At 65.9% G+C, this 22,519-nt stretch carries 22 protein-coding genes; 11 read left to right on the forward strand and 11 right to left on the reverse strand.

Annotation, left to right across the window (positions count from 1 at the left end):
* Nucleotides 1-918 (forward strand): ParA family protein (locus ACUYMY_RS18200; protein WP_481705105.1); only part of this gene is annotated, 918 nt, incomplete at its 5' end.
* Nucleotides 915-1,310, forward strand: a complete 396-nt coding sequence (locus ACUYMY_RS18205; protein ID WP_481705106.1) for a ParB family protein — start codon at nucleotides 915-917, stop codon at nucleotides 1,308-1,310. The genes ACUYMY_RS18200 and ACUYMY_RS18205, both read left to right, overlap by 4 nt.
* A gap of 188 nt (nucleotides 1,311-1,498) precedes the next feature.
* On the opposite strand, the gene ACUYMY_RS18210 is transcribed toward ACUYMY_RS18205, so the two are convergent.
* From ACUYMY_RS18210 to ACUYMY_RS18235, 6 genes are all read right to left on the reverse strand, one after another.
* A complete protein-coding gene (locus ACUYMY_RS18210) occupies nucleotides 1,499-1,765 on the reverse strand; it encodes a helicase associated domain-containing protein (protein WP_481705107.1) in 267 nt (88 codons plus the stop codon).
* A 388-nt stretch (nucleotides 1,766-2,153) separates the two neighbouring features.
* Nucleotides 2,154-2,438 carry a hypothetical protein gene (locus ACUYMY_RS18215; protein ID WP_481705108.1) on the reverse strand — a complete coding sequence of 95 codons (285 nt, stop codon included), beginning with the start codon at nucleotides 2,436-2,438 and terminating at the stop codon, nucleotides 2,154-2,156.
* Nucleotides 2,439-2,514: 76 nt separating this feature from the next.
* The gene (locus tag ACUYMY_RS18220; RefSeq protein WP_481705109.1) at nucleotides 2,515-3,714 is read right to left on the reverse strand and encodes a Wadjet anti-phage system protein JetD domain-containing protein; all 1,200 of its coding nucleotides are present in this window, start codon (nucleotides 3,712-3,714) and stop codon (nucleotides 2,515-2,517) included.
* Complete coding sequence (locus ACUYMY_RS18225) at nucleotides 3,714-7,157, reverse strand: ATP-binding protein (RefSeq protein WP_481705110.1); 3,444 nt, start codon at nucleotides 7,155-7,157, stop codon at nucleotides 3,714-3,716. Before ACUYMY_RS18225 ends, ACUYMY_RS18220 begins: the two co-directional genes overlap by 1 nt.
* A complete protein-coding gene (locus tag ACUYMY_RS18230) occupies nucleotides 7,154-7,855 on the reverse strand; it encodes a DUF4194 domain-containing protein (protein WP_481705111.1) in 702 nt (233 codons plus the stop codon). The genes ACUYMY_RS18225 and ACUYMY_RS18230 overlap by 4 nt, the downstream gene beginning before the upstream one ends.
* Complete coding sequence (locus tag ACUYMY_RS18235; RefSeq protein ID WP_481705112.1) at nucleotides 7,852-9,306, reverse strand: DUF3375 family protein; 1,455 nt, start codon at nucleotides 9,304-9,306, stop codon at nucleotides 7,852-7,854. Before ACUYMY_RS18235 ends, ACUYMY_RS18230 begins: the two co-directional genes overlap by 4 nt.
* 927 nt (nucleotides 9,307-10,233) lie before the next feature.
* On the opposite strand from ACUYMY_RS18235, the gene nrdH reads away from it, so the two are divergent.
* The 4 genes from nrdH to ACUYMY_RS18255 all read left to right on the forward strand — a co-directional run bounded on the left by nrdH (nucleotide 10,234) and on the right by ACUYMY_RS18255 (nucleotide 12,345).
* On the forward strand, nucleotides 10,234-10,491 hold the full coding sequence (gene nrdH, locus ACUYMY_RS18240) for a glutaredoxin-like protein NrdH (protein WP_481705113.1): 258 nt from the start codon (nucleotides 10,234-10,236) through the stop codon (nucleotides 10,489-10,491).
* A 14-nt stretch (nucleotides 10,492-10,505) separates the two neighbouring features.
* Nucleotides 10,506-11,288, forward strand: coding sequence for a single-stranded DNA-binding protein (locus ACUYMY_RS18245; protein ID WP_481705114.1), 783 nt, complete (start codon nucleotides 10,506-10,508; stop codon nucleotides 11,286-11,288).
* 112 nt (nucleotides 11,289-11,400) lie between these two features.
* Nucleotides 11,401-11,988 (forward strand): DNA-binding protein, encoded by a 588-nt coding sequence (locus tag ACUYMY_RS18250; RefSeq protein WP_481705115.1) that lies wholly within the window; start codon nucleotides 11,401-11,403, stop codon nucleotides 11,986-11,988.
* A 96-nt stretch (nucleotides 11,989-12,084) separates the two neighbouring features.
* Complete coding sequence (locus tag ACUYMY_RS18255) at nucleotides 12,085-12,345, forward strand: DUF1016 N-terminal domain-containing protein (RefSeq protein WP_481705116.1); 261 nt, start codon at nucleotides 12,085-12,087, stop codon at nucleotides 12,343-12,345.
* Between the two features lie 134 nt (nucleotides 12,346-12,479).
* Here ACUYMY_RS18255 and ACUYMY_RS18260 read toward each other — a convergent pair whose 3' ends face one another.
* The 3 genes from ACUYMY_RS18260 to ACUYMY_RS18270 form a co-directional block, all read right to left on the reverse strand.
* On the reverse strand, nucleotides 12,480-12,746 hold the full coding sequence (locus tag ACUYMY_RS18260) for an META domain-containing protein (RefSeq protein ID WP_481703725.1): 267 nt from the start codon (nucleotides 12,744-12,746) through the stop codon (nucleotides 12,480-12,482).
* Nucleotides 12,747-13,078: 332 nt separating this feature from the next.
* Nucleotides 13,079-15,295: a tyrosine-type recombinase/integrase gene (locus ACUYMY_RS18265; RefSeq protein WP_481703726.1), complete on the reverse strand. Its 2,217-nt coding sequence runs from the start codon at nucleotides 15,293-15,295 to the stop codon at nucleotides 13,079-13,081.
* Nucleotides 15,296-15,429: 134 nt separating this feature from the next.
* A complete protein-coding gene (locus ACUYMY_RS18270; protein ID WP_481703727.1) occupies nucleotides 15,430-16,629 on the reverse strand; it encodes a tyrosine-type recombinase/integrase in 1,200 nt (399 codons plus the stop codon).
* A 59-nt stretch (nucleotides 16,630-16,688) separates the two neighbouring features.
* Here ACUYMY_RS18270 and ACUYMY_RS18275 point away from each other — a divergent pair, with 59 nt between their 5' ends.
* The 4 genes from ACUYMY_RS18275 to ACUYMY_RS18290 all read left to right on the forward strand — a co-directional run bounded on the left by ACUYMY_RS18275 (nucleotide 16,689) and on the right by ACUYMY_RS18290 (nucleotide 19,930).
* Nucleotides 16,689-17,516, forward strand: coding sequence for a PDDEXK nuclease domain-containing protein (locus ACUYMY_RS18275; protein ID WP_481705117.1), 828 nt, complete (start codon nucleotides 16,689-16,691; stop codon nucleotides 17,514-17,516).
* 112 nt (nucleotides 17,517-17,628) lie between these two features.
* Nucleotides 17,629-18,624: an ATP-dependent DNA ligase gene (locus tag ACUYMY_RS18280; protein WP_481705118.1), complete on the forward strand. Its 996-nt coding sequence runs from the start codon at nucleotides 17,629-17,631 to the stop codon at nucleotides 18,622-18,624.
* A gap of 47 nt (nucleotides 18,625-18,671) precedes the next feature.
* Entirely contained in the window at nucleotides 18,672-18,908 is a 237-nt protein-coding gene (locus ACUYMY_RS18285) for a helix-turn-helix domain-containing protein (protein ID WP_481705119.1), read from the forward strand.
* 77 nt (nucleotides 18,909-18,985) lie between these two features.
* Nucleotides 18,986-19,930 carry a hypothetical protein gene (locus ACUYMY_RS18290; protein WP_481705120.1) on the forward strand — a complete coding sequence of 315 codons (945 nt, stop codon included), beginning with the start codon at nucleotides 18,986-18,988 and terminating at the stop codon, nucleotides 19,928-19,930.
* A gap of 139 nt (nucleotides 19,931-20,069) precedes the next feature.
* On the opposite strand, the gene ACUYMY_RS18295 is transcribed toward ACUYMY_RS18290, so the two are convergent.
* Together ACUYMY_RS18295 and ACUYMY_RS18300 are read right to left on the reverse strand one after the other, a co-directional pair.
* Entirely contained in the window at nucleotides 20,070-20,753 is a 684-nt protein-coding gene (locus ACUYMY_RS18295; protein WP_481705121.1) for a hypothetical protein, read from the reverse strand.
* 90 nt (nucleotides 20,754-20,843) lie between these two features.
* A complete protein-coding gene (locus ACUYMY_RS18300; RefSeq protein WP_481705122.1) occupies nucleotides 20,844-21,485 on the reverse strand; it encodes a recombinase family protein in 642 nt (213 codons plus the stop codon).
* Between the two features lie 261 nt (nucleotides 21,486-21,746).
* Here ACUYMY_RS18300 and ACUYMY_RS18305 point away from each other — a divergent pair, with 261 nt between their 5' ends.
* Nucleotides 21,747-22,310, forward strand: coding sequence for a hypothetical protein (locus ACUYMY_RS18305; RefSeq protein WP_481705123.1), 564 nt, complete (start codon nucleotides 21,747-21,749; stop codon nucleotides 22,308-22,310).
* Nucleotides 22,311-22,519 lie beyond the last annotated feature (209 nt).

Genomic DNA, 22,519 nt, shown 5'->3' on the forward strand with positions numbered 1-22,519 from the left:
ATGGAACACCTGATCGATCGTGCAGCACTCGACCGCACCATCGCGTTCATCAACGGCAAGGGCGGAGTGCTCAAGACCACTCTGACGTCCAATGTCGGCGGCCTCTTGGCCGCCAGCGGGTACCGGGTCCTCGCCGTGGACATGGACCCCCAGGGGAACCTCGGCATCGACCTCGGCTACGCGCGCACCGAGCTTGATGACCAGGGGAGGGCACTCGCAGCCGCCCTGATGTTCGGCTCTCCCATAGAGCCCATGCCCACCTCGAGAGAGAACCTGTTCGTAGTCCCGGGCGGCGCCCACCTGGACAAGGCCGCTGCCGGGCTCTTCGCCCAAGGTCAGAAGGATTCGGGCGGCGCCAAGCTGGCCCTCGCCAAGGGCCTGTCAGCCGTGGCGGCCCAATTCGAGATCATCCTCATCGACTGCCCTCCCGGAAACGAATCGCTCCAGATCGCGGCGCTCGGTGCGGCCGCATGGGCGCTCGTGCCCACCCACACCGACAAGGCCAGCCGGGAGGGCCTCGTGAGCGTTGCAGAGCGCTTGGACACCGTGACCGACGTCAATCCCGAACTGGACCTCCTCGGTGTCGTCCTCACTGCGACGACTACAGGAGCCACGGCAGTCCGCCGCGATGCCCGGGACAAGATCGCCGAGGCCTTCGGCACCGGCGAGGTCCTCTTCGAGTCGACCGTGCGCTTTGCTGAGGCCACGGCGACCGCCATGCGCGAACGCGGGATGCTCGCCCATGAGCTCGAGAAGAGCGTCAAGGACGGCCCCAAATGGTACGAAGTCGTCCGCGGAGCAGCATCCGCCATAGCAGGACCCCGCTCGGCCGGGGGAGTGGCAGAGGACCTCCACCGAATCGCCCAGGAACTCGTCGGCCGCCTGGCCGACGCGGAGACCAGGAAGGCAAGCGCATGAGCGAAACCCGACCGGCCCTCAGCCTCCCGCCCAGGGATCCCAGCAAGGTCAGGAACCTCCTGCGCAGCAACCGCCCAACAGCCGTTCCCGACCAGTCCTCTGTAACGCCCGATCCCGCGACTGTGCCCCAGGCCGAGCCACCTGCCCCGGAGAAGCCCGCGCCTAAGAGCCGTCGCGTCCAGGTCACCTTCTACATGGATTCCGAGGAACGAGACCGTGCTCGCGCGGCCTTCCGGGCGACCTCAAACGCAGAAGGAGACGACTCCTGGTCGGACTTCATCGAGCTGGCCGTGCTCAACGAAGTAGCCCGTCGTGAACAGCTCCACAACGAGGGGCGGCGGTACGAAGGCAGCTCTCGCCGGCTAAGGCCCGGGCGCAAGATCTCCGATTGAGAGTAATGACCTCAATGACAGTAAAGCTCCTATAGAAAGTCCCTCTCAGGGCAAGGGTCCCAGCCGCCGGGTAATGGCTGGGACCTTGAGCATCCGCGGGTCTACTAACTGGGGCCGAGGGGTTGGTGCTCGCAGCGTCGACCCCGGCACCTCCACGGCGAGCTGAGGCGCACAGTCCCAGGGAAGATCTACTGGGAGCTGCGACGCCGCTTGCGATCCGACCAGCCGAAGCCGAGGGCATTCGTGATGGCTGATTCATCCTCTGGCGTGAGCTTGCCTGCTTCCTTTGCGCGCCGGCGGCGGTAGAGCCACATGCCCAGCGTGCGCTCCGGCTGGGGCACGGTTGGACCCGTCCGGGGCAACCGACCATGCTCGTTGCGGAAGGCGACGAGCATGGGGAGATAGCGGCTGACGTTCACCGAGGCAGGCCCGGGCGGCGGCTCATCCGCCAGCATGGAGGATCCTGGCCCGGTCCCCGGCGGGGGGACGCCGTTCGCGTCCCGCAGCTGAGCTATCAAGGACCGCAGCTCGGCAGCGGAGAGGCCAGAAGGCGCTGGCCCCCGGCGCGAGGCCAAGCGAGCAGGGGCCGAGCGGTTGGAGTCACCCGGCTCGTCGCTGCCAGCGGACGCCGGCACTGCGCTGGAGCGCGGGCGGACCCCGCTGAGGTAGACAAGCTGCTGGCCGAGAGCACGGACCTCTTCGGTGGAAAGATCGCGGCTTGTCATCGCTTCGGAGCATAACCCGTCCAGCCCAGGGACCCGTGGGACTCCAATCAGTTCATTGGCTCCTCTAGAGCCGAGGACAGCCCGATGCCGGTATGGGCGACTGGGGCCGCCGGACTCTCTAGAGCCGGCTGCTTCCCTTCCACTCCTCGGCCGCAATTCGCCTGATGCTCGACGAGCGAGCCCATCCCACGTGGTACTTGCCGGAGGCGTCCAGCCACTCGATCAGGCCGTAGCTCGGGGTCCAGGCGACAGCCTTGCCGTACAGCTCGCCCACGGCGACCAGCGGCCGGCCGTACTTCGGGAAGTCCTTGATCGGCGCCTGGTCGTCGATGGGCCGGCTCTCCTCAGCATGCATGCGCGCCATCATGCGGTCGAAGTCGTCGGGGGAGCCATGCTTGATCACGACATAAGTTTAGAATATATGTTCGAGCGATGGGGCTTCTCTGACCTCCTCGACCACGCTCGAGAAGGGCACTGAGTCAGCCGCTCATGGCGTCCGCCGCTCGGGCGAGCCGCTTCAGGAGGTAGGACTCGGATATGCGTTCCTGCTCAAGCCGAAGATGCTGCCCATCCGACGTAGTAAGCGCTGCAAGCGTCGCCAGTTCTTCGGTGGTCAGATTGGTCTCGGGGGCGTCCGCGCGGGTTTCATCGATGACGGCGAGCGAGAGATGCTGCTCGAGCGTCTCGGTGTCCATGAGCGCAGAGACGATAGAAGGCAGCCGCCCGCGAGCTCTTGACAGCAGCGTCATGCCGGCTCGGTCGATGTCTCCCCAGTACAGGTGGCGTGCACCGCTGAGCCAAGCGATTTCATCGAGGATGTTCAGGTGGTTGCCTAGCGAGTGGATGACGACTGTGCGGGGCCTGTCAGGGATGAGATAGGCGGATTCCTTGTTCTCGACGACCACCACAAGGTCTGGCTGGAGGGGTAACGCAGCGATTTCTGGCAGAGGTGCTCGCAGGTGCCGGAGCCCGCCGATCCGTGCCCGGTCACCATGGTCAGCGAGTATCAGGTCAACGTGTACAGGCAGCGCCCTCAATCCGAGGACGTCGAGATCGCTCTGTTCGAGTTCACCGTCTTCCAGGCCAGTGCTGTCTTCCGCCGCCTGGTCAGTGACGTCGAGACAGGCAAGGACGAGCCGACGGTGTCGAGCCAGCCACTTGGTGTGCATGCCGGTGACGGGCACCTGCCTGACTGTGTGCCCTGAGCGGGGGTTCTCTCTGAACCAGGTAATGGCTTGGAGGAGGATCTCGAAGTCGGCGTCGTCCAAGGCGATGATCTGGTTCAGCCAGGGGCGGAGGCGCTCCTCGGGCACGGTCCCGGGCTGCGCTTGGATCCGGGCCCAACGCTCAATCGCCCCCCGCCAATGGTCGCCCAGTTCCTGGTCGAGCTTCACGAGGTCGTCGACTGTGGCCAGGTCGAGGTGGGTGAAGACCTCTTGGTCTCCAACGATGGTTCTTCGGCTTGCGCGTCGAAGCCGCGCAGTCGGGTTCGCACCTGCCCATGAACGCCAGTCCCTGGCCCATTCGCTGACGGCATCCGAATCCCGGGCTATCAGCTGAGCGGAGGGCGGAGCCAGGGGAAAGGCGAGCTCTGCCGACGTGCCGTGCAGCAGCCAGTCGCGCCAGCTCTTGCGGTATCGGGTACGTGCCAACTCGAGCACCTGTTCAGGAGTGCGCATCAGCTGGGATCCTCCTCGAGATGCAGTGCCTCTGCCATCGTCATCGGGTATATGCGCACCTGTTCCGGGCTGTCGGGGTCGATGTTGATGTAGGCGACGGACTCGACGTAGTCCTCGAAGGCGGTCGCCTTTTCGCGTGGCGCGCCAACGATCACTTGGAAGCCGAGCGCACGGAGAGCAGACAAAGATCGACCCGTGAACTCGCTGTCGGCCTTGACGAAGCCCTCGTCGAGGATGATGGTCGCGTAACTGGGTGGGCCGTCCTGGCCCTCGCCCAGCCGGAACCGCAGTGCGGCCCCCAGGATGAACGCGATCAGCTCCTGGCCTTCGCCTCCGCTCATCCCGGAGACGCCGTCATGGACGACCTTGACGCCGTCGGTTCGGGTTTCGATGGCCTGGAACTCGACGTGCTCGCGGGCGTCGAAGACTCGACGGCGCCAGGCGTCTCCGGCCCGTGATTGGTCATCGAGCAGAGCAAGGCGTTTGCGCAGTAGGGTGAAGGACTTCTCCACTTGGTCGGCGTCGCGTTCTGTGTCCATGCCGATGGTGTTGCTGGTGTAGCGGGTGACGATCTGGCGGAACTCCTTGAGGTCGCTGCTGATTCGCTCGACCGATTCGATGCTCAGCGTCGCGTTCTGTCGGAACCGCACGTTGCGCAGCACGTCGTTGATCGGGTCCAGCCCGCGCTTGATCGTCCGGGCGTCGTCGTCGATTTGGACGAGCAGTCCTCGTAGCTGGCGGTTCATGTCCTCGTCGACCTTGGCGAGCCAAGCGTTCTTGGCCCGTGGCAGGTCGTCTGTCACCAGTTGCTCATATATGGCCAGAACGGAGGGCAGGGAGTCGATCGTCCCGTCTGTCTCCCGCGCCGTACGCTCGTCGAGGTTCCGATATGCCTCAAGGCGCGCGAGCACGGCGTTCTCAAGCTTCGCCCGGTCTTCCCTGTGCCGATCGATCTGCTCGCGCAGACTCGTGGTGGCAGCGCTCAGGCTCGCCCAGACTCCGCTGGCATCATCCGGTGCGGTGAACGGGGTGGCGGCCAGCGCCGCGCGTTCGTCGTTGTCCAGCGGTGGTTCGGCCTCGATCAGTCGGTTCGCGTCGTCCGAGACGGTGACCAGATCGCCCCACGCCTTGTCGAGCTTGTCATGCTCCTGCTGTAGCTGGTGGACCTTTCCAGTTGCTGTGACGGTCTCGGTGCGCTGTTCTGTGAGCAGTTTGGCAAGATGTCTTGCTTCGGGGGAGTTGGCCTCCGCGAGCTGAACATTGAGATCGTCAACCTCGTCTTGGGCTGGTCCGGGGTCGATCCGGTCCCAGGTCAGGTCGGCGCGGAGCGTCTGGAGATCGTTCACGCGGGTGCGTGTGGACTCGCGTCGTTCGGCGGCCTTCCGGGCTGCGGTATGGGCGGTTTGGGCCTCTCGTTCCAGCGATTCGAGCTCATCCGCCAGTTCCTGTTGCAGTCTGCGGGTGTCCCACCCGATCCAGGGATAGCGGGGCCGCCTGTCGTCCTTCGTGAGGCGGCTGCGGGCCCCGGTGCGCATCCCTGCCGGAGTGATCGCTCCGCGGGCCCACTCCGGGCGCGCCTTGTCCAAGTCGGCCTCGTTCTCGACGCAGGCGTAGTTCGCAGTTTCGTTCAGTTCGTTGGCAAGCCAGCCCTGGAATGGATGCTCGGCGATGTCCAGCAGTTCCGGGACGCTGCCACGTGCCGGGGGAGGCTTGGCTGCGTTGGAGACGGCGGGAGCGATCGTGATGGTGCCGTGCATGTCGTGATCGTGGACATATCGACGTACCTTGGCGAAGTCGCGACTGTCGATCAGAAGCGTGCTCGCCAGGGGCAGCAGCAGTCCGATGACGGCTTTTTCCCAACGTCGCTCTTCAGGCTTGAGCTGCAGGAGTTCGCCTGCGTAGCGGATTCGCTCTGGCCCGATCCCAAGTTCGGAGGCGATTCCGTTTCGGCGCCTGTCCGCGTCTTCCGGGATCAGGCTGCCTCGTGAGCGCAGGCCGCTGATCTCGGCGTTCTTGGCCGTGATGTCGTCCCGGAGCCGCCAGTGGCGCGCCTCCGCCTTGCCGGACGACTCACTGTCGGCCTTGAGGTTCTCCTCTTCCTGTGCGGTGAGCCGGTCGATGCTGGCGCGGGTGAGCGTGACGTCCCCGGGGGAGGAAGGAAGGACGAGCCCGAACGCAGACAGCCGTCGTTCGATCTTGGCTCGCTCGTCTTCGACCCGGCTTAGGCGCTCCTTCGCGTGGTCGAGCCGTGCCCTGACAGCTTCGGATCGGTCTCCGCCCGCGGCAGTGAGTTGGGCGATCGTGTTCTGTTCGCGTCGGTCGGCGGCGTCAGCCATCTCCTGCGCCGCGACGAGCTTCTCTTCGACGTCGGCTTTCGCCAGTCGGACTTCGTCGATGCCGTCCTCAGCCCAGTTGGCGATCTTCTCTGCATGCCACACGTGAATTCTTGTCGGTCTGTCCCCGTCTGCGGTCAGCAGCCGGTTCTTGGCGCTGTAGTCGGCTCCCGCCGCACCATATTGTTCTGCTATCACGGGCAGGGGCGAGAGCGTGTCGGTGCGGCGACGTGCCGATTCGAATTCCTCATACAGCCGGGACGCCTCCCGGTACGCCTCAAGGGCTATATCCCATCTGGTGAGCGCCAGCGGCTCGGTCAGCACGAACTCCTTGAACAAGGAATTGATCGAGAAGATGCCCTTGGAGGCCTGCGCGCGCCGCAGCAGCTGCATCGCCAAGCGCTGGGACTCGTCAGTCGACCCCATGCCCATGACAGTGCGCATCTTCGCATGCACGCGGGCCTGTGAGGGGTCCACGATGTCGCCCCGTCCCGGGTCGATCAAACGCTCCAGCGAGGACTTCGACAGCGGATGGGTTCCCTGACGGACCGCTGTGATTCCGTTCAGCATCGCCAGGTCGAAGTGGTCGTTGACGAAGCCGTAGACGGTGGCGGAACCAATTGCCTCGGGCCCGTCAGCGTCTGTGCCGACCCACGCCAGTCGGAACGCCGTGACTCGCCGATCGTCGCCTGTCTCCCAGGTGATGGCCGCCCCGCTGGGGAAGCCCGGCCCGCCCGGCGGGCGCAGGTAGTTGGTGGTCGCCGAGCGCCGGTTCTCGTCCTGTCGCTGATCGGTGTGCCCGCGCGCATACGAGTAGACGGTTCGTTCACGCTTCTTGCCGCGGTCATCGCGTGCGGCCTGGTTGAACTCCTGGGGATTGGGGAAGATCACCGACGCCATGACGTCCAGGAGCGTGGACTTGCCTCGACCGGATGGACCCACGACTGCTGTGCCCGAGCGCGCAACCGTCATGGTCTGCAGTCCGCAGTACGCACCCCAGTTGAGGATCTGGACCTGGCTGATGCGGAACTGGTTTCGTCCCTGCCCATCGGTGATGAACATGGGCAGCACCGGCAGGGTTGCTTCGGCAACGTCTCTTGCAGCGCTCACGCGTGGCCTCCGCTAATTTCGGCACTCACGCCACAGCCGTCCTTGGCAGCCTGGAGGAAGTACTGCTCCATCCGCATCAGCTCATCGGCACCGATCAGTGGCACGACGGCCGGCGAGACGCTGAACAGGTAGGGTGCGTCCGGGTCCTGTGTCAGCAGCCCGAGCTCGTCCACCGCCCGGATCGCGGCGTCGACGCGACGTTCGAACCTGGCCTCGTCCCCGTCGCCGTCCTCACGGAAGGGATGCAGAAACTCCGCAATCTGGGCCCGGGTGATCACGACCTGACCATCGATCGCGTCGGTGAACATGTGTTCCTTGCGCAGGTGCACCAGCAGCAGGGACGCGTCCCGCGGCAGGGGCTTGTCGCGGCGGAGCACTCTCGGTGCATCCTCGGCAGGATCCTGCCGTTTGAAGGCCACCTCGTATTCCTTGTCTACGACGAGAAGCAGGAACATGTCTGCGAGCCGCTCGCGGATCTCGTCTTCGTACGCCAACAGCGCGTTCCATGTGGGGCGATTGCGGGCTCGGGTGATGAACCGGGTGGTCATCAGGGCTGCCAGCGCCCGCCGAGCCGCGACTGGCAAATGGGAGCCGCCGGAGTCCACGTCCCCCTGGGCGTGCAAGCCCGTCTCATCAAGGAGATCAGTCTCGTCGTCTGATGCCCACTCGTCGGGGATGGGGTGAGTGCGGTCGCTCATTCGTTCTCCTTGGTGGGTACCGGCACATCAAAGATGATGTGAGGCAGGGTGGCCAGCAGGGCGGTGACTCTGTCGCCGGCGAGCTGCACGGTGTCCGTGCCGTCCGTGACGCGCCCATGCGTGACGGCGAGGTCCAGCAGGCTCACCAACGCGCCCAGACGTCGGAACTCCACCGGGATCGCATCGAATACCTCGGACCCTGTTACCGCCGGCCGATCGGCGAGCAGCCGATTGATCGTGCGGCCGACGGCGCGGGGGCTGGTGCCTGCGGCCAGGCGGAGGGCGGCGCGGTCCTCGGAGGGGAGCGCTCTGCGCTCGTGGGCGGCTTCGACGACGACCTCCTGCGGGCCATGGTCGCGCCACAGCTGCGTCTGCGAGATGTCTGTCAGAGCCAGAGGGCCCACGCCAAGCACGTCCTGCGGTACGTGCCGCTGGCCGGGGTCAATTTGCACCCACTGGGCGCCGGCACTCAGGGCGCGATCGGCAAGGCTGAGCATCCTCTGATGACGGCCATGGGCGGCGCGGGTCAGGAAGCGGCGAAGGGATGCAGACCAGCGCACGTAGCTGGTCTGTACCTCCAGCTCTGCCATCAAGAGGGTCGAGAGTGTTGTGTCGAGTTCCTCGCGCTGGGCGGGGGTCATGTGCTCGCATGCGAACTCTTGGGCGAGGATCTGATCGATGTCGGCACGAATCTGGTCGGTCTGCCGGGACGAGAGCAGCTGCGAGAACCCTAAGTAGGCAGTGCCCTGGCTCGTCCGGGTCAGCAGATCATTCTCTCGCAGGTACTCCTCGACAAGCTCCGCCTTCGCGGGTCCTTGCGCCATTGCTCGGCGGGCGACCTGCTGATGGCGATCCTCGACCATCGTGCGCAGCTGTCGGAAGTCGGCGGGCAGCGACCGGGTCATGGCGAGGACCTCGCGCAGCTGCTGCTTCATCTCCTCGAGCGTCGCCAACCGGGCCTGGCCCGATGCGATCTCCTCGCGGCGCCTGCTCAATTCGGCGATCTGCTCGTCGATACGCCGCACCTGCACCTCCCTGTCGGGGTTCGTCAGGTCCGCCAGACGGCGCACTGCGTGCGAGATGGAACCGAGTCGAGCGCCGCTAACGGTGGTCTCACCTTCGACCAGTTCCCGCACGAACCTCAGTGCTCGCAGCGTGTAGGGCGACAGCCGATAGCGGAGGCGGCCATTGAGCGTCTCAGTCTCCAACCACCGCTTCTCGACCCACTCGCGGCAGTGCTCGGCCGGAGCAACATTGCCCTGCAACTCGCGGATCTGCTCTCGCACTTCCGCTACCCGTTCGTGGAACCACTCCGCTGACACTGAACCCTCTACCTGTTCGAGGTGTTCGGCGAACAACGGCAGAACCCAGTCTCTGGAGTACGCCCTGAGCAGTGTCAAGGTCGGGTTCGACTCCAGCGCTCCTCTGACCTGTTCGCTTGTAATCTTCATGCCCTCTGCCCTCGCCCCAACGCCTGCACGCCCCAACGGGGCCGATTGTGCCGGACGCCACCGACATTTCTTCGCGGCGGCCAAGCCAGCTGCTATGGAGGGAACGCAAAATCGGGGGCAGGCGGCAGCGCTCAGGCTGGCCAGTCGGGCCACCGCGGCGGGGCTCGATCCAGACCCGTGTTCGGCCCGAGCATCCCGCTCCTGGGGTGACGTCGAAGTCCGGGACGGCGCTGGGCCCACGGAGCTCCGCCCTGGACATGCGGTCATCGCTGCCGCTCAGGCTGTGGCCCGGGGCGAGCCAGTCGTCCCCGCTGCGCTTCGCCGCCCGCCCCCGCCCCGGGGACTTCTCTCGTGTTTCCGGCTGTCCTGTGGATTGTACGCACCAGCCCGGACCCGTCCGGCCCCTCCTGCGTCGGGCCGGCACGACAGGGGATCCTGCTCCGGCGCTGCGCTTTCCTCCATTGGAAACCCGCCCGGTTGTGGTGGCCGGGTGCCCCGCATTCTTTCTCGGGCGTACCACAATCCTTGAATTAGTCGAATTCGACCTTTGCGAAGCAGTCCCGCACCCAAGGCTCGCGGTTCACCCTCGACAAAAAGGACAAAAGCAGGCTTAGGATAGGCGCATGCAAAGCCGGTTCCTCCTCGGCTGTCGAGCCTCCTCGCGTGCGGGCTGGGTCGGGCGAAGGGGGGGCTTCATTCCGCGGACTCGCGCGGTTGTAGCTATGCGCTGGCTGCTGACGGTCCCACTTATGATTTCGCCTCCTTGTTCAAATTGGAGGCACTGCGAAGATTGCGGATAAATGCCGCGCGGAAACCTCTTCCGATAAACCGATGCATAAACTAGAATTGAAGCATCAAAAGGCGACGGAAATAAGGTCACCTCAGACGAATGAAACCAGAGTGATACGCAACGAAGGACTGAGACCCATGAACACCGAGATTCCCGCCCAGGTCACCGTCTACAGCAAGCCGGCATGCGTCCAGTGCACCGCGACCAAGCGCACGCTCGACAGCAAGGGCATCGCCTACACGGAGGTCGACGTCACCCGGACCCCCAGCGCCCTGGAGTACATCAGCGAGGAACTCGGCTACTCCCAGGCCCCCGTCGTCGTCATCGACGACCACAACCACTGGTCCGGCTTCCGCCCCGACCTCATCGACCGGATCGCCACCACGGCCGCCTGAGGGGGAAGACACCCATGTCGGACTATACGGAGGACCTTGACGCCGCATGGCTCGCCGGCCAGCCCATTTCCCTTCCCGCTGCCGAAGCCCCCTACATCAACCACCCCGAGGTCCAAGCGCTGAACCAGACGCTCGAGCAGCTGCGCGCAACCCGCTACTGGACCCACCTCGAGCCGGACGTCGCCATCGCCTGCCGGGAGGCCGTCGCCGCCATCGCCGACGAGATCCGACACCATGCTGACACCGAGCAACCAGGCCCAACGGCAGAAACGCCAGAGATCCCGACCACACAGAAGGAGACAGTCATCATGGCCGCAGGAGAGACCACCATTACCGTGATCGGGAACCTTGTTGATACGCCCGAGCTGCGTTTCACCCCCAACGGGTCCGCCGTGGCGAACTTCACCGTTGCCTCCACGCCGCGCAGCTTCGACCGCCAGAGCAACGAGTGGAAGGACGGGGAGACCCTGTTCCTGCGCGCGTCCATCTGGCGCGAGGCCGCCGAGAACGTAGCCGAGTCCCTGACCAAGGGCATGCGCGTCATCGTCTCCGGCCGGCTCAAGTCCCGTACCTACGAGACCAAGGAAGGCGAGAAGCGCACCGTTATAGAGCTCGAGGCAGACGAGATCGGCCCCAGCCTGCGGTTCGCGTCCGCGAAGGTCAACCGCAGCAACCGCGCCGCCGGACAGGGACCAGACCAGCGCCCCGCCCAGCACCGCCGGCAGCAGGAAGACCCCTGGGCGGCCCACCAGGACCCCTTCGGCAGCCAAGCAGGGGACGCCGAGCCCCCGTTCTGACCTGCAGGAGGCTACGACAGCGCCCAAAGGCTGGCTTCTCATCCTGCGAAAGCGGTAACATTGGAAACGGGTAACATTGATACCAACGTTACCCCCATGAGAGGAGACGCCGATGCCCGAAGAGGCTACCCCCGAGCAGAAAGCCGCCGAGGCCGCCGAGGCCCTCGGCTCCGAGGGCGCAGCCGTGACGGCCCGCGCCGTGCGCGCCCGCTCCGGCGTCCGCATGGCAGTCGCCGCCGAGGCTGCCCGCACCTGGAACGAGACCGAGGCGAAGGCCGCCGTCGTGCCCGACCCACCGGCCGCCGTCGAGGCCAGGTTCGCCGCCTTGTGGCGCGAGGCCGTGATGGCTGCCCGGGCCGAGCATTCGGATGCCAAGGCCGGTTGGCAGGCCAAGCTCGACCAGCTCGACGCCGAACGGCGCACCCTCGCCGATGAGGTCGAACAGCTCGAGGGCGAGAGGGACGAGGCGCGCAGGGAACGCGACGAGGCCCGCAGGGAAATAGATCGCCTGCGCGAGCAGACGACGGCGGCCGCGGCCACAGCAGCGGACGCCCTGGCGGAGCAGCGCTCCCGCGCCGACCGCGCCGAAGCCCGCGCCGAGACCGTCGAGCGCGAACGCGACCGCCTCATCGAGGAGCGCCAGGCACTCCTCACCGAGCGGGACGAACTGCGCGACGAGATTCGCAGGCAGAAGGGGTGACCGGACCGGTCGGCCTCGCCTAGCGCTCTCGAGGGGGACCGTGGAGTGAAAGCAGGACAGCGGGGGGCGTCGTCGGGCGCAGCTAGGGTGATTCCCATGGCACAGCTTGAGCCCAACCTGCCCGGCGGATACGCCGAGGCCCTCGCCTCGCTCAAGGCCCAGGTCAGGGCAGCCCAGCACCACGCCCAGCGGTTGGTGAACACCGCGATGATCGAGCTCTACTGGAGTATCGGCCGCACCATCTTGGAACGGCAGGAGACCGCGCCGTGGGGGAGCAAGGTCCTCGACCGGCTGGCAGCGGACCTGAGGGCAGAGTTCCCCCACATGAAAGGCTTCTCCCTTTTCCGAACTACCTAGGTCGTGGAGCAGGCTTCTTCGTCGGCCCCGCTGTCCGATGACGGATCCCTCATCGCGACAGGGGTCGGGAGGCAACTTTCCGGTGGATGGCCGGAATGGAACCGAAACGGGTGCAAGCGATGGCCACTGGTGGTCTACTGCATCCGGAAGGCGATTGTGTCGGAGCCGCTCCTCCATTGGAGATCCCCGCCGGCCAACGACATCTCTACTGGGCGGGACACGAAGTCGATCACCCAGTGTTTCTGCGATGCGCGATCCTCGGGGCAGCCCATGGCGCCCACACCGAGGCGGTCCACGACCATCGTGCTGCCGGTGATCGTCACCGGTCCGCTCAAGGGTCCGCAGGGGGTCGTCATCGTCAGGTAGAGGGTTCCGTCTATGGACTCCAGCTCTGCCGTCACCGAACCCGCTCGCACCCACGGGAGATCGGCGCCGCCGCCGGACGTGCTCGCGATGCTGGCGTATCTGCCGCAGTGGGCTGTCGGCAGGAATTGTGCGCACTCGGCGGTTGGCCCTGCTGTCGTGGTCCCCGCACGAGCTTCGCCGGGATCGGCAGCGGGCGTTCCGCACGAACTGAGCAGTCCGCCGAGCACGGCAAGGAGGGTCGCCCAACGCCACCGCTTCGTCACCTTCGCAACCCCCTCGACTCGCTCCGGCGATCAACTCTGCCTGAAGGATAGGTGTCGGTTTCCACCGCGGGTCACTACGGTGCTGTCACGTTCGGGTCACACTCTCATGAACCACGGCTTCCTCCTTCGGGGTTTCCGCTACGAGTCGTGGGCATGGGCAAGGTGGTAGTCGTTGCCCGTCGACGGTCGATGTCGTGCATCTGTGCGAGTTTCGCCTCCGCTGCGGTGAGGCTGGTCTGGAGTCCTTCGACCTCGCCGAGCCAACCGTTTGCCTCGGCTTCCTTGATGCGTTCGCGGAGGTTGGCAGCGATTTTGGTCAGCCGTTCTTTCTGGGCTGGGTCTGGTCGGAGGAGGGAGCAGCGGATGCAGGCGTGCTCGTGCTGGCAGCCGCTGCCGTAGGCGCGGCCGCAGGTCCCGAGCTCGACCTTGCGGGTGACGAAGTGGCGCTCGAACTCGTCCCATTCTTCGGGGGTTGGCTCTCTGTATTCTTCGCTTGGCCTCGCCTGTCGTCGTCTGGCGATGAAGCTGCGGTGCTCGCGGATCACGTGCTGCGGATAGACCGCGGCGTATCCCTGGGTTGTGATGATCGACTTGTGGCCCATCAGCTGCTGGATGATGTGTGGTGGCATTCCGGATGCGAGGGCATCGGTGGCGAAGATCCGTCGGAAGTCATGCGGCGTAAGGTGAATCGGCCGGCCGGAGACCTGGATGTCGGCGCGGCTGAGCAGCCCGTTCAGGAGTTTGCGGATGGCGCCGGGGCTGACGACTCTGGAGATGCCCCCTCTCTGCCTGCCTTGGAACAGGAACGGAAGCGGATCCGACCAGACCTTCTCGTAGGCGTCGTAGCGCTGGACGAGCGGAACGGTCCCGTCGGATCCGCGCACTCTCGAGATCACTTCGGCCAGGACATGGGCCAGCTCGGGGCCGGCGACCAGGAGGCGTTCCTCGTCGGATTTGCTCGGTGCAATGTGGAGCAGCGGCACGACCTCGCCGGTCTGCGGGACGGTGTACGGCTGGAGGGACAGGTGTGTGAGTTCGAGCAGCTCCTCGATGCGGATCCCGGAGTGCCTCAGGATTTCGACAGCAGCCCAGATCCAGAACGCCATGTCTTCCCGGTCGGTCAGGTCATTGGTCTGTCCGGGCCGCCGCACCCGTGTCGGCGAACTGGGAGTAACCTGCACGACCTCCCATTGGTGCCCGTCGAGGGTCACGACGGCGCCGTTTCCGGCGGCTGAAGCCTTCTGGAGCTGGTCGTGGGCCTGTGTGAGTTCGGCTTCCGCGGCCGCGACGAGCTGGGGGAGGATCGGGGCAAGCTGTCTGATCTTGTGGTGCTGCTCCGAGATCCGCCGGCGCCGGTCCTTGGTGCTTCCGGCGGTGTCATGGTCGTAGATGAACTGGGGTGCGACCCATTGGGCCCAATAGGCGTCCTGCTGGGCCCAGAGCGCAATATCGGAGTAGAACGCGGCCACGGTGTTCATCACCTCTCGGTAGCCACGGCGTGGCCTGCCGTCCGAGAGCGTCCTGATCCGTTCTTTCCAGTCCTCGCCCTGTTCTGGCGTCAAGTCGAAGCCGGCGGGTTGGCCATAGTGCTGGACGACGTCCGCCCAGAACAGGGATGCCAGCCGGGACGCGATGCTGTTCAGGCTTGTGTAGTCCAGGGAGGGCTGCCGTGACTTGAGGTATCGGACCAGGACGCTGCGCTGGGGTTCGGCGATGTTGTGCTGGTCCACCAGCTGTTCGCAGGTCCTGCGGCCCGGGCGGTGGACCCGGCCTGGGAAGTTGACGGAGTTGCTCTGCAGCCAGCCGAGTTCGCGCAGGACGTGCCAGACGGAGGCCAGTCGCTTTGACGCCACCGTCCGGCCGTCGTTGTATGCCCGGGACATGGTCACCACATCGTCGGCTGTGATCTGGTGGATTGGCTTGCCTGTCTGGGCGACCAGCTGCCCGCCGCTTGTCAGCACGGCAGCCTGGCTGACGGGCACCAGGCTCAACGTCGCAACCCGGTCCTCGAACAGCTTCCAGGTCTCGGCATCCCGGTCGCGGCCGATCGTCGGCCAGAACTGCAGGCGCCGCCGGTTCATCCAGACATAGGACGGACGCACGAGGTCCAGCGAGATCAGCCAACGAAGCGAACGGTGGTAGTCAGCGGCTTCCCACGGTTCCAAGTTCCGGCGGACCATCGGATAGAGCCAGCTCCGACCGGTCGGCCCGGACTCCTCGATCGCACTCTGCCAGCGCTCCTGCCACGTGGCGCCGTCATGGGCTCCCAAGAAGCCGACCAGCTCCGTGACAGCCGACCTCAACGACGGATCGCGTTCCACGACAGCTGCGACGACCTCCTCAGAGCCTGCCCCAGCGAGCTCACCGAACGGCACCTCAACGGCGTCGACGGGTCCGACCGGGTGCACCTGCGAGGGCGCCCGTCGCCTGGGCACCCGTCGATGAACGGCGGTCGTCATGACGACTGCCCCCACAGGATGTCCAGGTCCTCCTGCGCGTAGCGCAGCGTCTCACCCGGTGTTGCATCCGACGGCGGAGGAGTCAGGACTGCACGGTGTGCGGCAATCACGTCCTCGATCCGCGGAGTCGAATAGACCGTCAGCGTCTCCAGAGAGGCGTGACCGAGGATTTCCTGCACGTGGTGCGGCGCCATCCCTGCATCGAGGGCCCGGATCGCGAACGTGTGCCTGAGGTCATGCAGTGTCCAGTTGCTGCCGAGCGCATCGTTCGCCCTCCGCAGGACCGCGCGGAACGCGTCATAGCCCAGCCGCCGGCGTGGTTCCCGTTCGGTCACCCACAGCTCGTCCTCAGCGCCAGCATGGCCCCGCTCGATCAGGTAGAGCCGCAGCCAGATCAGCGCGTGACCGCCGACGGGCACCTGACGGAGCTCGCCGCCCTTGGTGAGGATCGTGATCAGCGAGTCGCCCCAGTCGATATCGCCTCCCTTGAGGCCCAGGATCTCGCTCGCACGCGCGCCGCTGGTGACGTAGAAGGCGAGCAGTGCGCGGTCGCGGTTGCACCGCAGGCGGCGGAACAACGACTCGAACTTGTCATCGGGGATAGCCCGGGGCACCCGCCGGATGGTCTTCTGCCGGTAGAGCTCGCGCGGCGCTCTCCTATACGGCTCCAGAGGGTTGTGGTGGCCGTTCGAGTGAGGACTCCGCTGCGGAAACGGATTCACCAGGACTGGCCCACCGCCGCGGCGATGGAACTCGTAGAAGCTCCGCCCTGCGGTCAGGACCCCGTTGATCGCCGAGGCTGAATACTTCGAGCCCAGATTGGGCTTGCCGGTAACGCCGTTGATGCCGGGACGACCTCCGGGCAGCCGCTTCGCTCCGACGAACTTGTCGGCACTTCGCATCCACAGCACGAACTCCTGGGTGTCGCGATCGCGCGCCTCCAACCAAGGCCGCCCAATACTCCAGAGGAACCGCAGATAGATCAACAGGCTGTTCGCGTAGGTCCGGACCGTCAGCTGCGAACGGTCGCACGCGATCAGATTGCGAAACCACTCAGTGGCCGGAAGGAATTCGTCGTCGAGCGCGTCCAGAATTCGATAGCCCGGCACACCCGCGATCGGCACCACCTTGCCGAGTTCGGCAACCGACACTGACTCGCCCCGCTGGTGCGCTGGTTCGCTGTCTCCCGCGTCCATGGCATCAAGATCGCACCGGTGGGGAAGCAAAAGAGACAGCGACACGAAGCAATTTCGGCTTGATAGTTCGGTTAGTTTATCGGCGGAATCTCGCATATATGCGCGCCTTCGCCTCGGCCTGGGCGGGGGGCGGGCCAATCGTGCAACAGCCTGTTGCACGATTGGGGTGGGGGCACATCACGGTGCTGCTGGACAAGTTCGACGACGGCGAGCTGCGCTCCTGGTACGCCGCCCGCGCGGTCCACAACGGCTGGTCCAGGGCCGTGCTCGAGCACCACATCCTCACCCGCCTCCACACCCGGGCAGGGGCCGCACCGAACAACCTCGAGGCACGCCTGCCGGGGGAGGGGACTGACCTGGCCAGGGAGGTTGCCAAGGACCCGTTGGTCCTCGACTTCCTCGGCCTAACCGAGGAGGCCGACGAGCGGGCCATGGAAGAGGCCATGACCCTTCGTATGTCCCAGACCTTGGCCGAGTTCGGGCCCGGGTTCGCATTCGTCGGACGGCAGTACAGGCTGAGCATCGAAGGCGACGAGGACTACTTCATCGACCTGCTCCTCTTCCACATACCCTCCAGCCGCTACGTCGTGGTGGAGCTGAAGTCCAAGCGCTTCCGGCCCGAGCATCTGGGGCAGCTGAACTTCTACGTCGCCGCCGTCGACGGGATGCTCCGCCTGCCGCACCATGCGCCAACCGTGGGGATCCTGGTCTGCGGGTCCAAGAACGACCAGACCGTTCGGTACGCGCTCGACGGCGCCGCGAAGCCCATCGCCGTCACGGCCTACACCTACGACACCCTCCCGGAAGAGGAGAAAGCCTCCCTGCCCTCGCCCGAGGCCATCACCGCGGCCCTTGAGCAGGGAACGGTGACTGCTCGAGGCCTCTGAGTGAGGGCCGGATCCCGGCGCAGTGTCCTCGGCTGGATGCCCGGGGCGGAGCCGACGGCTGGCAACGACGACCAGATGCCCTATCGTGCGACGGCGTGGTCTACCGTGAAGCATGCCTTCCCCCAGGGCGCGCGCGCTGGGCGGGCCCTTCGAGCTCGCTTTGGCCAAGGCTGTCCCCTCTGTCCCTGCCCGTGCGCAGATGCAGCTTGAGCCCAAATGGGATGGCTTCAGGACAGTCCTCATCGTTGAGGGCGGCGAGCCGGTGCTCGTGTCCCGCAATGGCGCCGACCTGAGTCCGAGGTTTCCCGAGCTCCTTGCCGCGGCCGCCGAGCAGGTGCCGGACGGGTGCGTGCTCGACGCCGAGACAGTCATCTGGGGAGAGGACCGGCTCGACTTCGACGCGCTCCAGCGCCGCATGGGTGCCGGGCCTGCGTCGGCCCGTCGTCTGGCCAGGGAGGAGCCGGCCTCGCTCGTGGTCTTCGACGTCCTGGCCGTGCTGGGCCGTGATGTGAGGGCCATGCCCCTGGGCGACCGGCGCCGGCTGCTTGAGGAGCTCGCCACGGCATTCAGTCCGCCGCTGGAGCTCTCGCCCGCGACCACTGACCGGGCCGTCGCCCAGCAGTGGTTGGACGAGCTCACCCCCAGCGGCGTAGAAGGCCTGATGGCCAAGGATTTGTCCCAGCCCTACAAGGCAGGGGAGAGGGCCTGGTACAAGATCAAGCACCGCGAAAACACAGATGCTCTCTGTGCCGCCGTTCTCGGGACCCGCTCGAGCCCGCAGCAGCTCGTCCTGGGGGCCTGGGACGCCGACGGCCGGCTGCGCTTCGCCGGCCGCACTGGGCCTCTCTCGGCCGCGCAGGCATCGATCGCGAAGGGCTTCCTCCACCCACCGGCCGGGGACCACCCCTGGCCCGAGGAAATTCCCGCCACAGCTCTCGACCGCTTCGCGCGGGACCGCAGCCCAGTCCGCCTGACCCTCGTGGAACCGATCGTCGTCGAGGTTTCCGCCGACGCTGCACGCTCCGGGCTTGCCTTCCGCCACTCCGTCCGACTTGCCCGGTTCCGGCCCGATATTGACCCGGCATCAGTCAGGGCGGAGAGCCCATGAGGCAGCGTAGAACTGCCCAGACTCGGTCATGTCAGTAGGCTCGCTCTATGACCGAACCCCGTTTCCTCACTGTCAAGGACGTCGCTGAGGCCCTGCAGGTTCGGGACTCCACCGTGCATGGCCTGATCAAGCGGGGCGAGCTCCGCGCACTGCAGATCGGCGGCCGGGGAATCTGGCGGATCGGGCGGGATGATCTTGAGGCATACATCCAGGCCGCCTATGAACAGGCAGAGCAGCAGCGGGCCGCCTTGCCGGAGGACGCGGAGGTCGAGGACGGCCGATAAGGGCTGGAGCAGTATTCGGCTCGGCTGGGGCATGCTGGACGCACTGGGCCGCACGATCCGTCATCGAGGGGACAGCAATGAGCGAGTACTGGATGGTCCGGCTGGGCTCCAGTGGCAGCCACGCACAGGAGATGATCAAGGCCGGGTATCTGGGCGTGGGCTACGGCATCGACTTCGACCTCACCCCCCATTTGGGGAAGGGGGCCGAGGCTTTCCGCGGCGTCATGAACGACGTCTGGCTCGCCAAGAACCCCGGGAAGGGGAAGATCTCCGCTGGGCTGTCGATGGGCAATACGTGGGCGGCATGCGAAGGGATACGGGAGGGCGACATCGTCCTCACTCGGAAGGCGGACCAGACTTTTGCCAGCGGCACCGTCGTTGGTGGCTACGAGTACTTCCCCGGAACGAGCCTGCCGCACCGCCGCCGAGTCGATTGGCGCCCGGAGACGTTCACGCAGCACGAGATGAGCTCAGAGCTCGCCGCGGCGGTCCGCGTGCCGATGACTGTCTATTCGCTCTCGGGGTACGCCGCAGAACTCGCCCTCCTGACCCACGCGGCCGCCCCGGCTGCACCATTGGCGGCCGCACCTCTGGCGGCTGCGCAGGCCGCCGAGGTCCAGCACGAACTGGCCTTCCAGATGGAGAAGCAGCTCGAAGACTTCCTCGTGCACAACTGGGGCAGCACCCCGCTCGGGCACGACTACGACATCTACGAGGAAGACGGCGAAGTCCGAGGACAGCAGTACCCGGCCGACGGCAACGAGCGCATGGACATCCTCGCCATCAGCAAGGACCGGACGCGACTGCTCGTGGTCGAACTCAAGCGCGGACGCGCCAGCGACGTGGTCGTCGGGCAGATCCAGCGGTACATGGGCTACGTGAAGGACGAGCTGCTGGAGCAGGGGCAGTCGGTCGAGGGCGTCATCATCGCCCGCGAGGACGATCAGCGAATCCGCCGGGCCCTGAGCGTCGCCACCGGCATCCGGTTCATGAAGTACCGAGTCGAGTTCCACCTCGAATGAGCACCCGGCGGCCCCGGCCGGATCGCAGAGGAACAGAAGCCCCGCGTACGGTCTCCGCGGCTTCCGAGCCGCCACCGGAAACCGTGACCGCGGAGTCGTTGGCGTGGCGTAGTGACGATTGTCGTCTAGGTCCCTTTGTTCAGCTTGCGCTGCCTCTGAGGCTCGAGAGCCGGGTACGCCTCGCATAGTCCCAGATGGCGTGGTCCAGCTGGGAGGTGTCGGCACCGAGCTTGGTCGCGGCTGCCTTGACGGCTGATCCTGCATCGGACGGGCTGAGTTCGTGGCCGACTACCGCTGCGACGAACCTGCCGATCCACGTGTCGGGCTTCACACCTGGGTGGCCGAGCAGCATGCAGAAGTAGTCCCAGGTGACAGGTCCTAGACCCTGTACCTGCGTGTAGAGCCGGCGTTGGGCTGCATCCTCCGGGTCGAAGGGGCGCATGCTGAAGACGCCTGCGTCATGGAACCGTCTGGCTGCATCGACGATCGCAGCGGCCTTGCGCCTCCCACCGGTGACAGACCGTCCGACAATGCCCTCCAGGGCGGATGGGTCCTGGCGGGCGAGGTGCCCCATCCAGTCGGGGCCTGCCTCCCCCGCGTGCTTGCGATAGCGGGCTACGGCACCCGCTACGCCCGTAGCGGGGCCGTCGGTACGTGTCCTTCCATATCGGGCGCGGATGGACATGACGGCGTCCACGAGGGCTAGGTCGGGACGATGGGGGTAGCCGCCGGGCCAAGAGATCCAGGCCCCACGGGGACCAAGGTGCTCGAGAACTGCGGCGGCGATCTTTGCACCGTCTGCGGTGCTGTCGCGGGTGCTCATGCTCCCCATCACATCATCAGAGTGGCGTTCGCCCCCCCCCAACGCCGTGCCTTGGCCTTCGGCGATACGAAGCCTAGGCAGACGCGCCAGTCATCCGGCTTGGTCCGCACGCTGGGGCCGACCCCGAGTGAGGAGCTTCTGACCGTCGGGGCGGAGCTCGCCGGTGGGTGAGACATGGCGGTAGAGGGTCTGGCGGGTGATGCCGAGCTCCTTGCAGAGGTCCCCAATGTGGGTCTCGGGCTTGCCCATGGCAGCCAGGGCGAGGCGTAGCTTCGCAGGGGTCATCTTGTAGGGCCGGCCCCCGGTACGACCGCGGGCGCGGGCGGATGCCAGGCCGGCGATGGTGCGTTCCCTGATGAGCTCGCGCTCGTATTCGGCCAGGGCGGCGAAGATGCCGAAGACGAGCTTGCCCGAGGCAGTGGTCGTGTCGATCGCTGCGCCCTGGCCGGTGAGGACCCGCAGGCCGATGCCGCGCTCGGTGAGGTCGTGAACGATGTTCACCAGGTGCCGCAGGTCTCGGCCGAGCCGGTCCAGCTTCCACACTACGAGGGTGTCCCCATTCCTGAGGGCCTTCAGGCAGGCGGCGAGATCGGGCCTGTCGTCGCGCTTGCCCGAGACCCTGTCCTCGTACACCGCTTCGGGGTCGACGCCGGCGGCCAGGAGCGCGTCCCGCTGCAGGTCAGTTGTCTGCGAGCCGTCGGCCTTCGAGACCCTCACATATCCGACGAGCATCCCCCACCCCCATCACTTATACGGCCGATTGCGTGACAGCCTGAGGGAAGAAGAACGCCGACTGCTAAGCTCTCACTCAACCCGTCACTTATTCTATGTATTGTAAACGTCAACTGAGCGGTCGCTGTGACATCCCATGCCTCCTTCCCAAGCGCAGGATCCGGAGGACTTGGCAGCTGAAGGCCTCGATCGAGCCGCTTCCCGAATCTTGGACCTAGACTGGACCAACTTGAGAAGCGACCTCATAGAAGGGGGCATGGCGTGGGGAAGTTCGGGCTATCCGCAACAGAAATAGGGGCGCGGATCGGCGCGAACGCCATGGAAGTCAATCGCCTGCTCAAGGACCAGGGGTTCCTCTACGGTGAACCGGGGGCGTACGGGCTCACCTCGAAGGGTGAGGAGTTCGGAGTTCAGCGGTCCCGCGATAACGGGTATGGCGGTTCTGCTGCACGCTACTGGGAGATAACGCATTTCGACCCCAGCATCATGGCCGTGCTGGACTCTGCGCCCGAAAACCTCGCTAAGGTGCGAGCTGACATCTCTGCGGACAGGCAAGAACAGAGGGCCGCGAGGAAGCTTGCGCAGGACGAGGCGGATGCGAGGTTCCGCGCGTTCCAGAACGACAAGAAAGCGGCCGAAACGCCGGTCGAGATTGACCCAGGAAAGGTATTGCTCCTCGCTGCCGTTGGCAGTCTGGTCATAGGCGTCACGGTCGGTGCTCGCAAGGGTGTCGAGTGGTACAAGCGCAAGAAGGCCGAAAAGACCGAGAAGGCAGCACAAGCAGAGACCGGCTCGGGCGCGGCGACTGACTCGGAAGGGAAGTAGCGCTGCGGCCGGCGCTACGGTCCACTGCCTGCTGGAGCAGAGCATTCACGGCTACACCCTGACTCGGGAAATGACCGAAGGAATGTGCCATCGGGGTGTGCTGAGAAGTGCCTGCATAATCTGCTGGACATCTGCGCGGGTTAGGGCGGACCAAAGGTCTGCGACTCGGCCGAGCGTGTAGGTGATGAATCTCTTGGTGTCAGTATCTG

The organism is Sinomonas sp. T428B (assembly GCF_056780155.1).

Excerpts from the sequence above, each read along its gene's own strand:
- ACUYMY_RS18230 (WP_481705111.1), bottom strand. The coding sequence starts at position 7,855 with ATGAGCGACCGCACTCACCCCATCCCCGACGAGTGGGCATCAGACGAC.
- ACUYMY_RS18220 (WP_481705109.1), bottom strand. The coding sequence starts at position 3,714 with ATGCGCACTCCTGAACAGGTGCTCGAGTTGGCACGTACCCGATACCGC.
- ACUYMY_RS18250 (WP_481705115.1), top strand. The coding sequence starts at position 11,401 with ATGCCCGAAGAGGCTACCCCCGAGCAGAAAGCCGCCGAGGCCGCCGAG.
- ACUYMY_RS18245 (WP_481705114.1), top strand. The coding sequence starts at position 10,506 with ATGTCGGACTATACGGAGGACCTTGACGCCGCATGGCTCGCCGGCCAG.
- ACUYMY_RS18210 (WP_481705107.1), bottom strand. The coding sequence starts at position 1,765 with ATGCTGGCGGATGAGCCGCCGCCCGGGCCTGCCTCGGTGAACGTCAGC.
- ACUYMY_RS18255 (WP_481705116.1), top strand. The coding sequence starts at position 12,085 with ATGGCACAGCTTGAGCCCAACCTGCCCGGCGGATACGCCGAGGCCCTC.
- ACUYMY_RS18285 (WP_481705119.1), top strand. The coding sequence starts at position 18,672 with ATGACCGAACCCCGTTTCCTCACTGTCAAGGACGTCGCTGAGGCCCTG.
- ACUYMY_RS18280 (WP_481705118.1), top strand. The coding sequence starts at position 17,629 with ATGCCTTCCCCCAGGGCGCGCGCGCTGGGCGGGCCCTTCGAGCTCGCT.
- ACUYMY_RS18300 (WP_481705122.1), bottom strand. The coding sequence starts at position 21,485 with ATGCTCGTCGGATATGTGAGGGTCTCGAAGGCCGACGGCTCGCAGACA.
- ACUYMY_RS18235 (WP_481705112.1), bottom strand. The coding sequence starts at position 9,306 with ATGAAGATTACAAGCGAACAGGTCAGAGGAGCGCTGGAGTCGAACCCG.
- ACUYMY_RS18290 (WP_481705120.1), top strand. The coding sequence starts at position 18,986 with ATGAGCGAGTACTGGATGGTCCGGCTGGGCTCCAGTGGCAGCCACGCA.
- ACUYMY_RS18270 (WP_481703727.1), bottom strand. The coding sequence starts at position 16,629 with ATGGACGCGGGAGACAGCGAACCAGCGCACCAGCGGGGCGAGTCAGTG.
- nrdH (WP_481705113.1), top strand. The coding sequence starts at position 10,234 with ATGAACACCGAGATTCCCGCCCAGGTCACCGTCTACAGCAAGCCGGCA.
- ACUYMY_RS18205 (WP_481705106.1), top strand. The coding sequence starts at position 915 with ATGAGCGAAACCCGACCGGCCCTCAGCCTCCCGCCCAGGGATCCCAGC.
- ACUYMY_RS18295 (WP_481705121.1), bottom strand. The coding sequence starts at position 20,753 with ATGAGCACCCGCGACAGCACCGCAGACGGTGCAAAGATCGCCGCCGCA.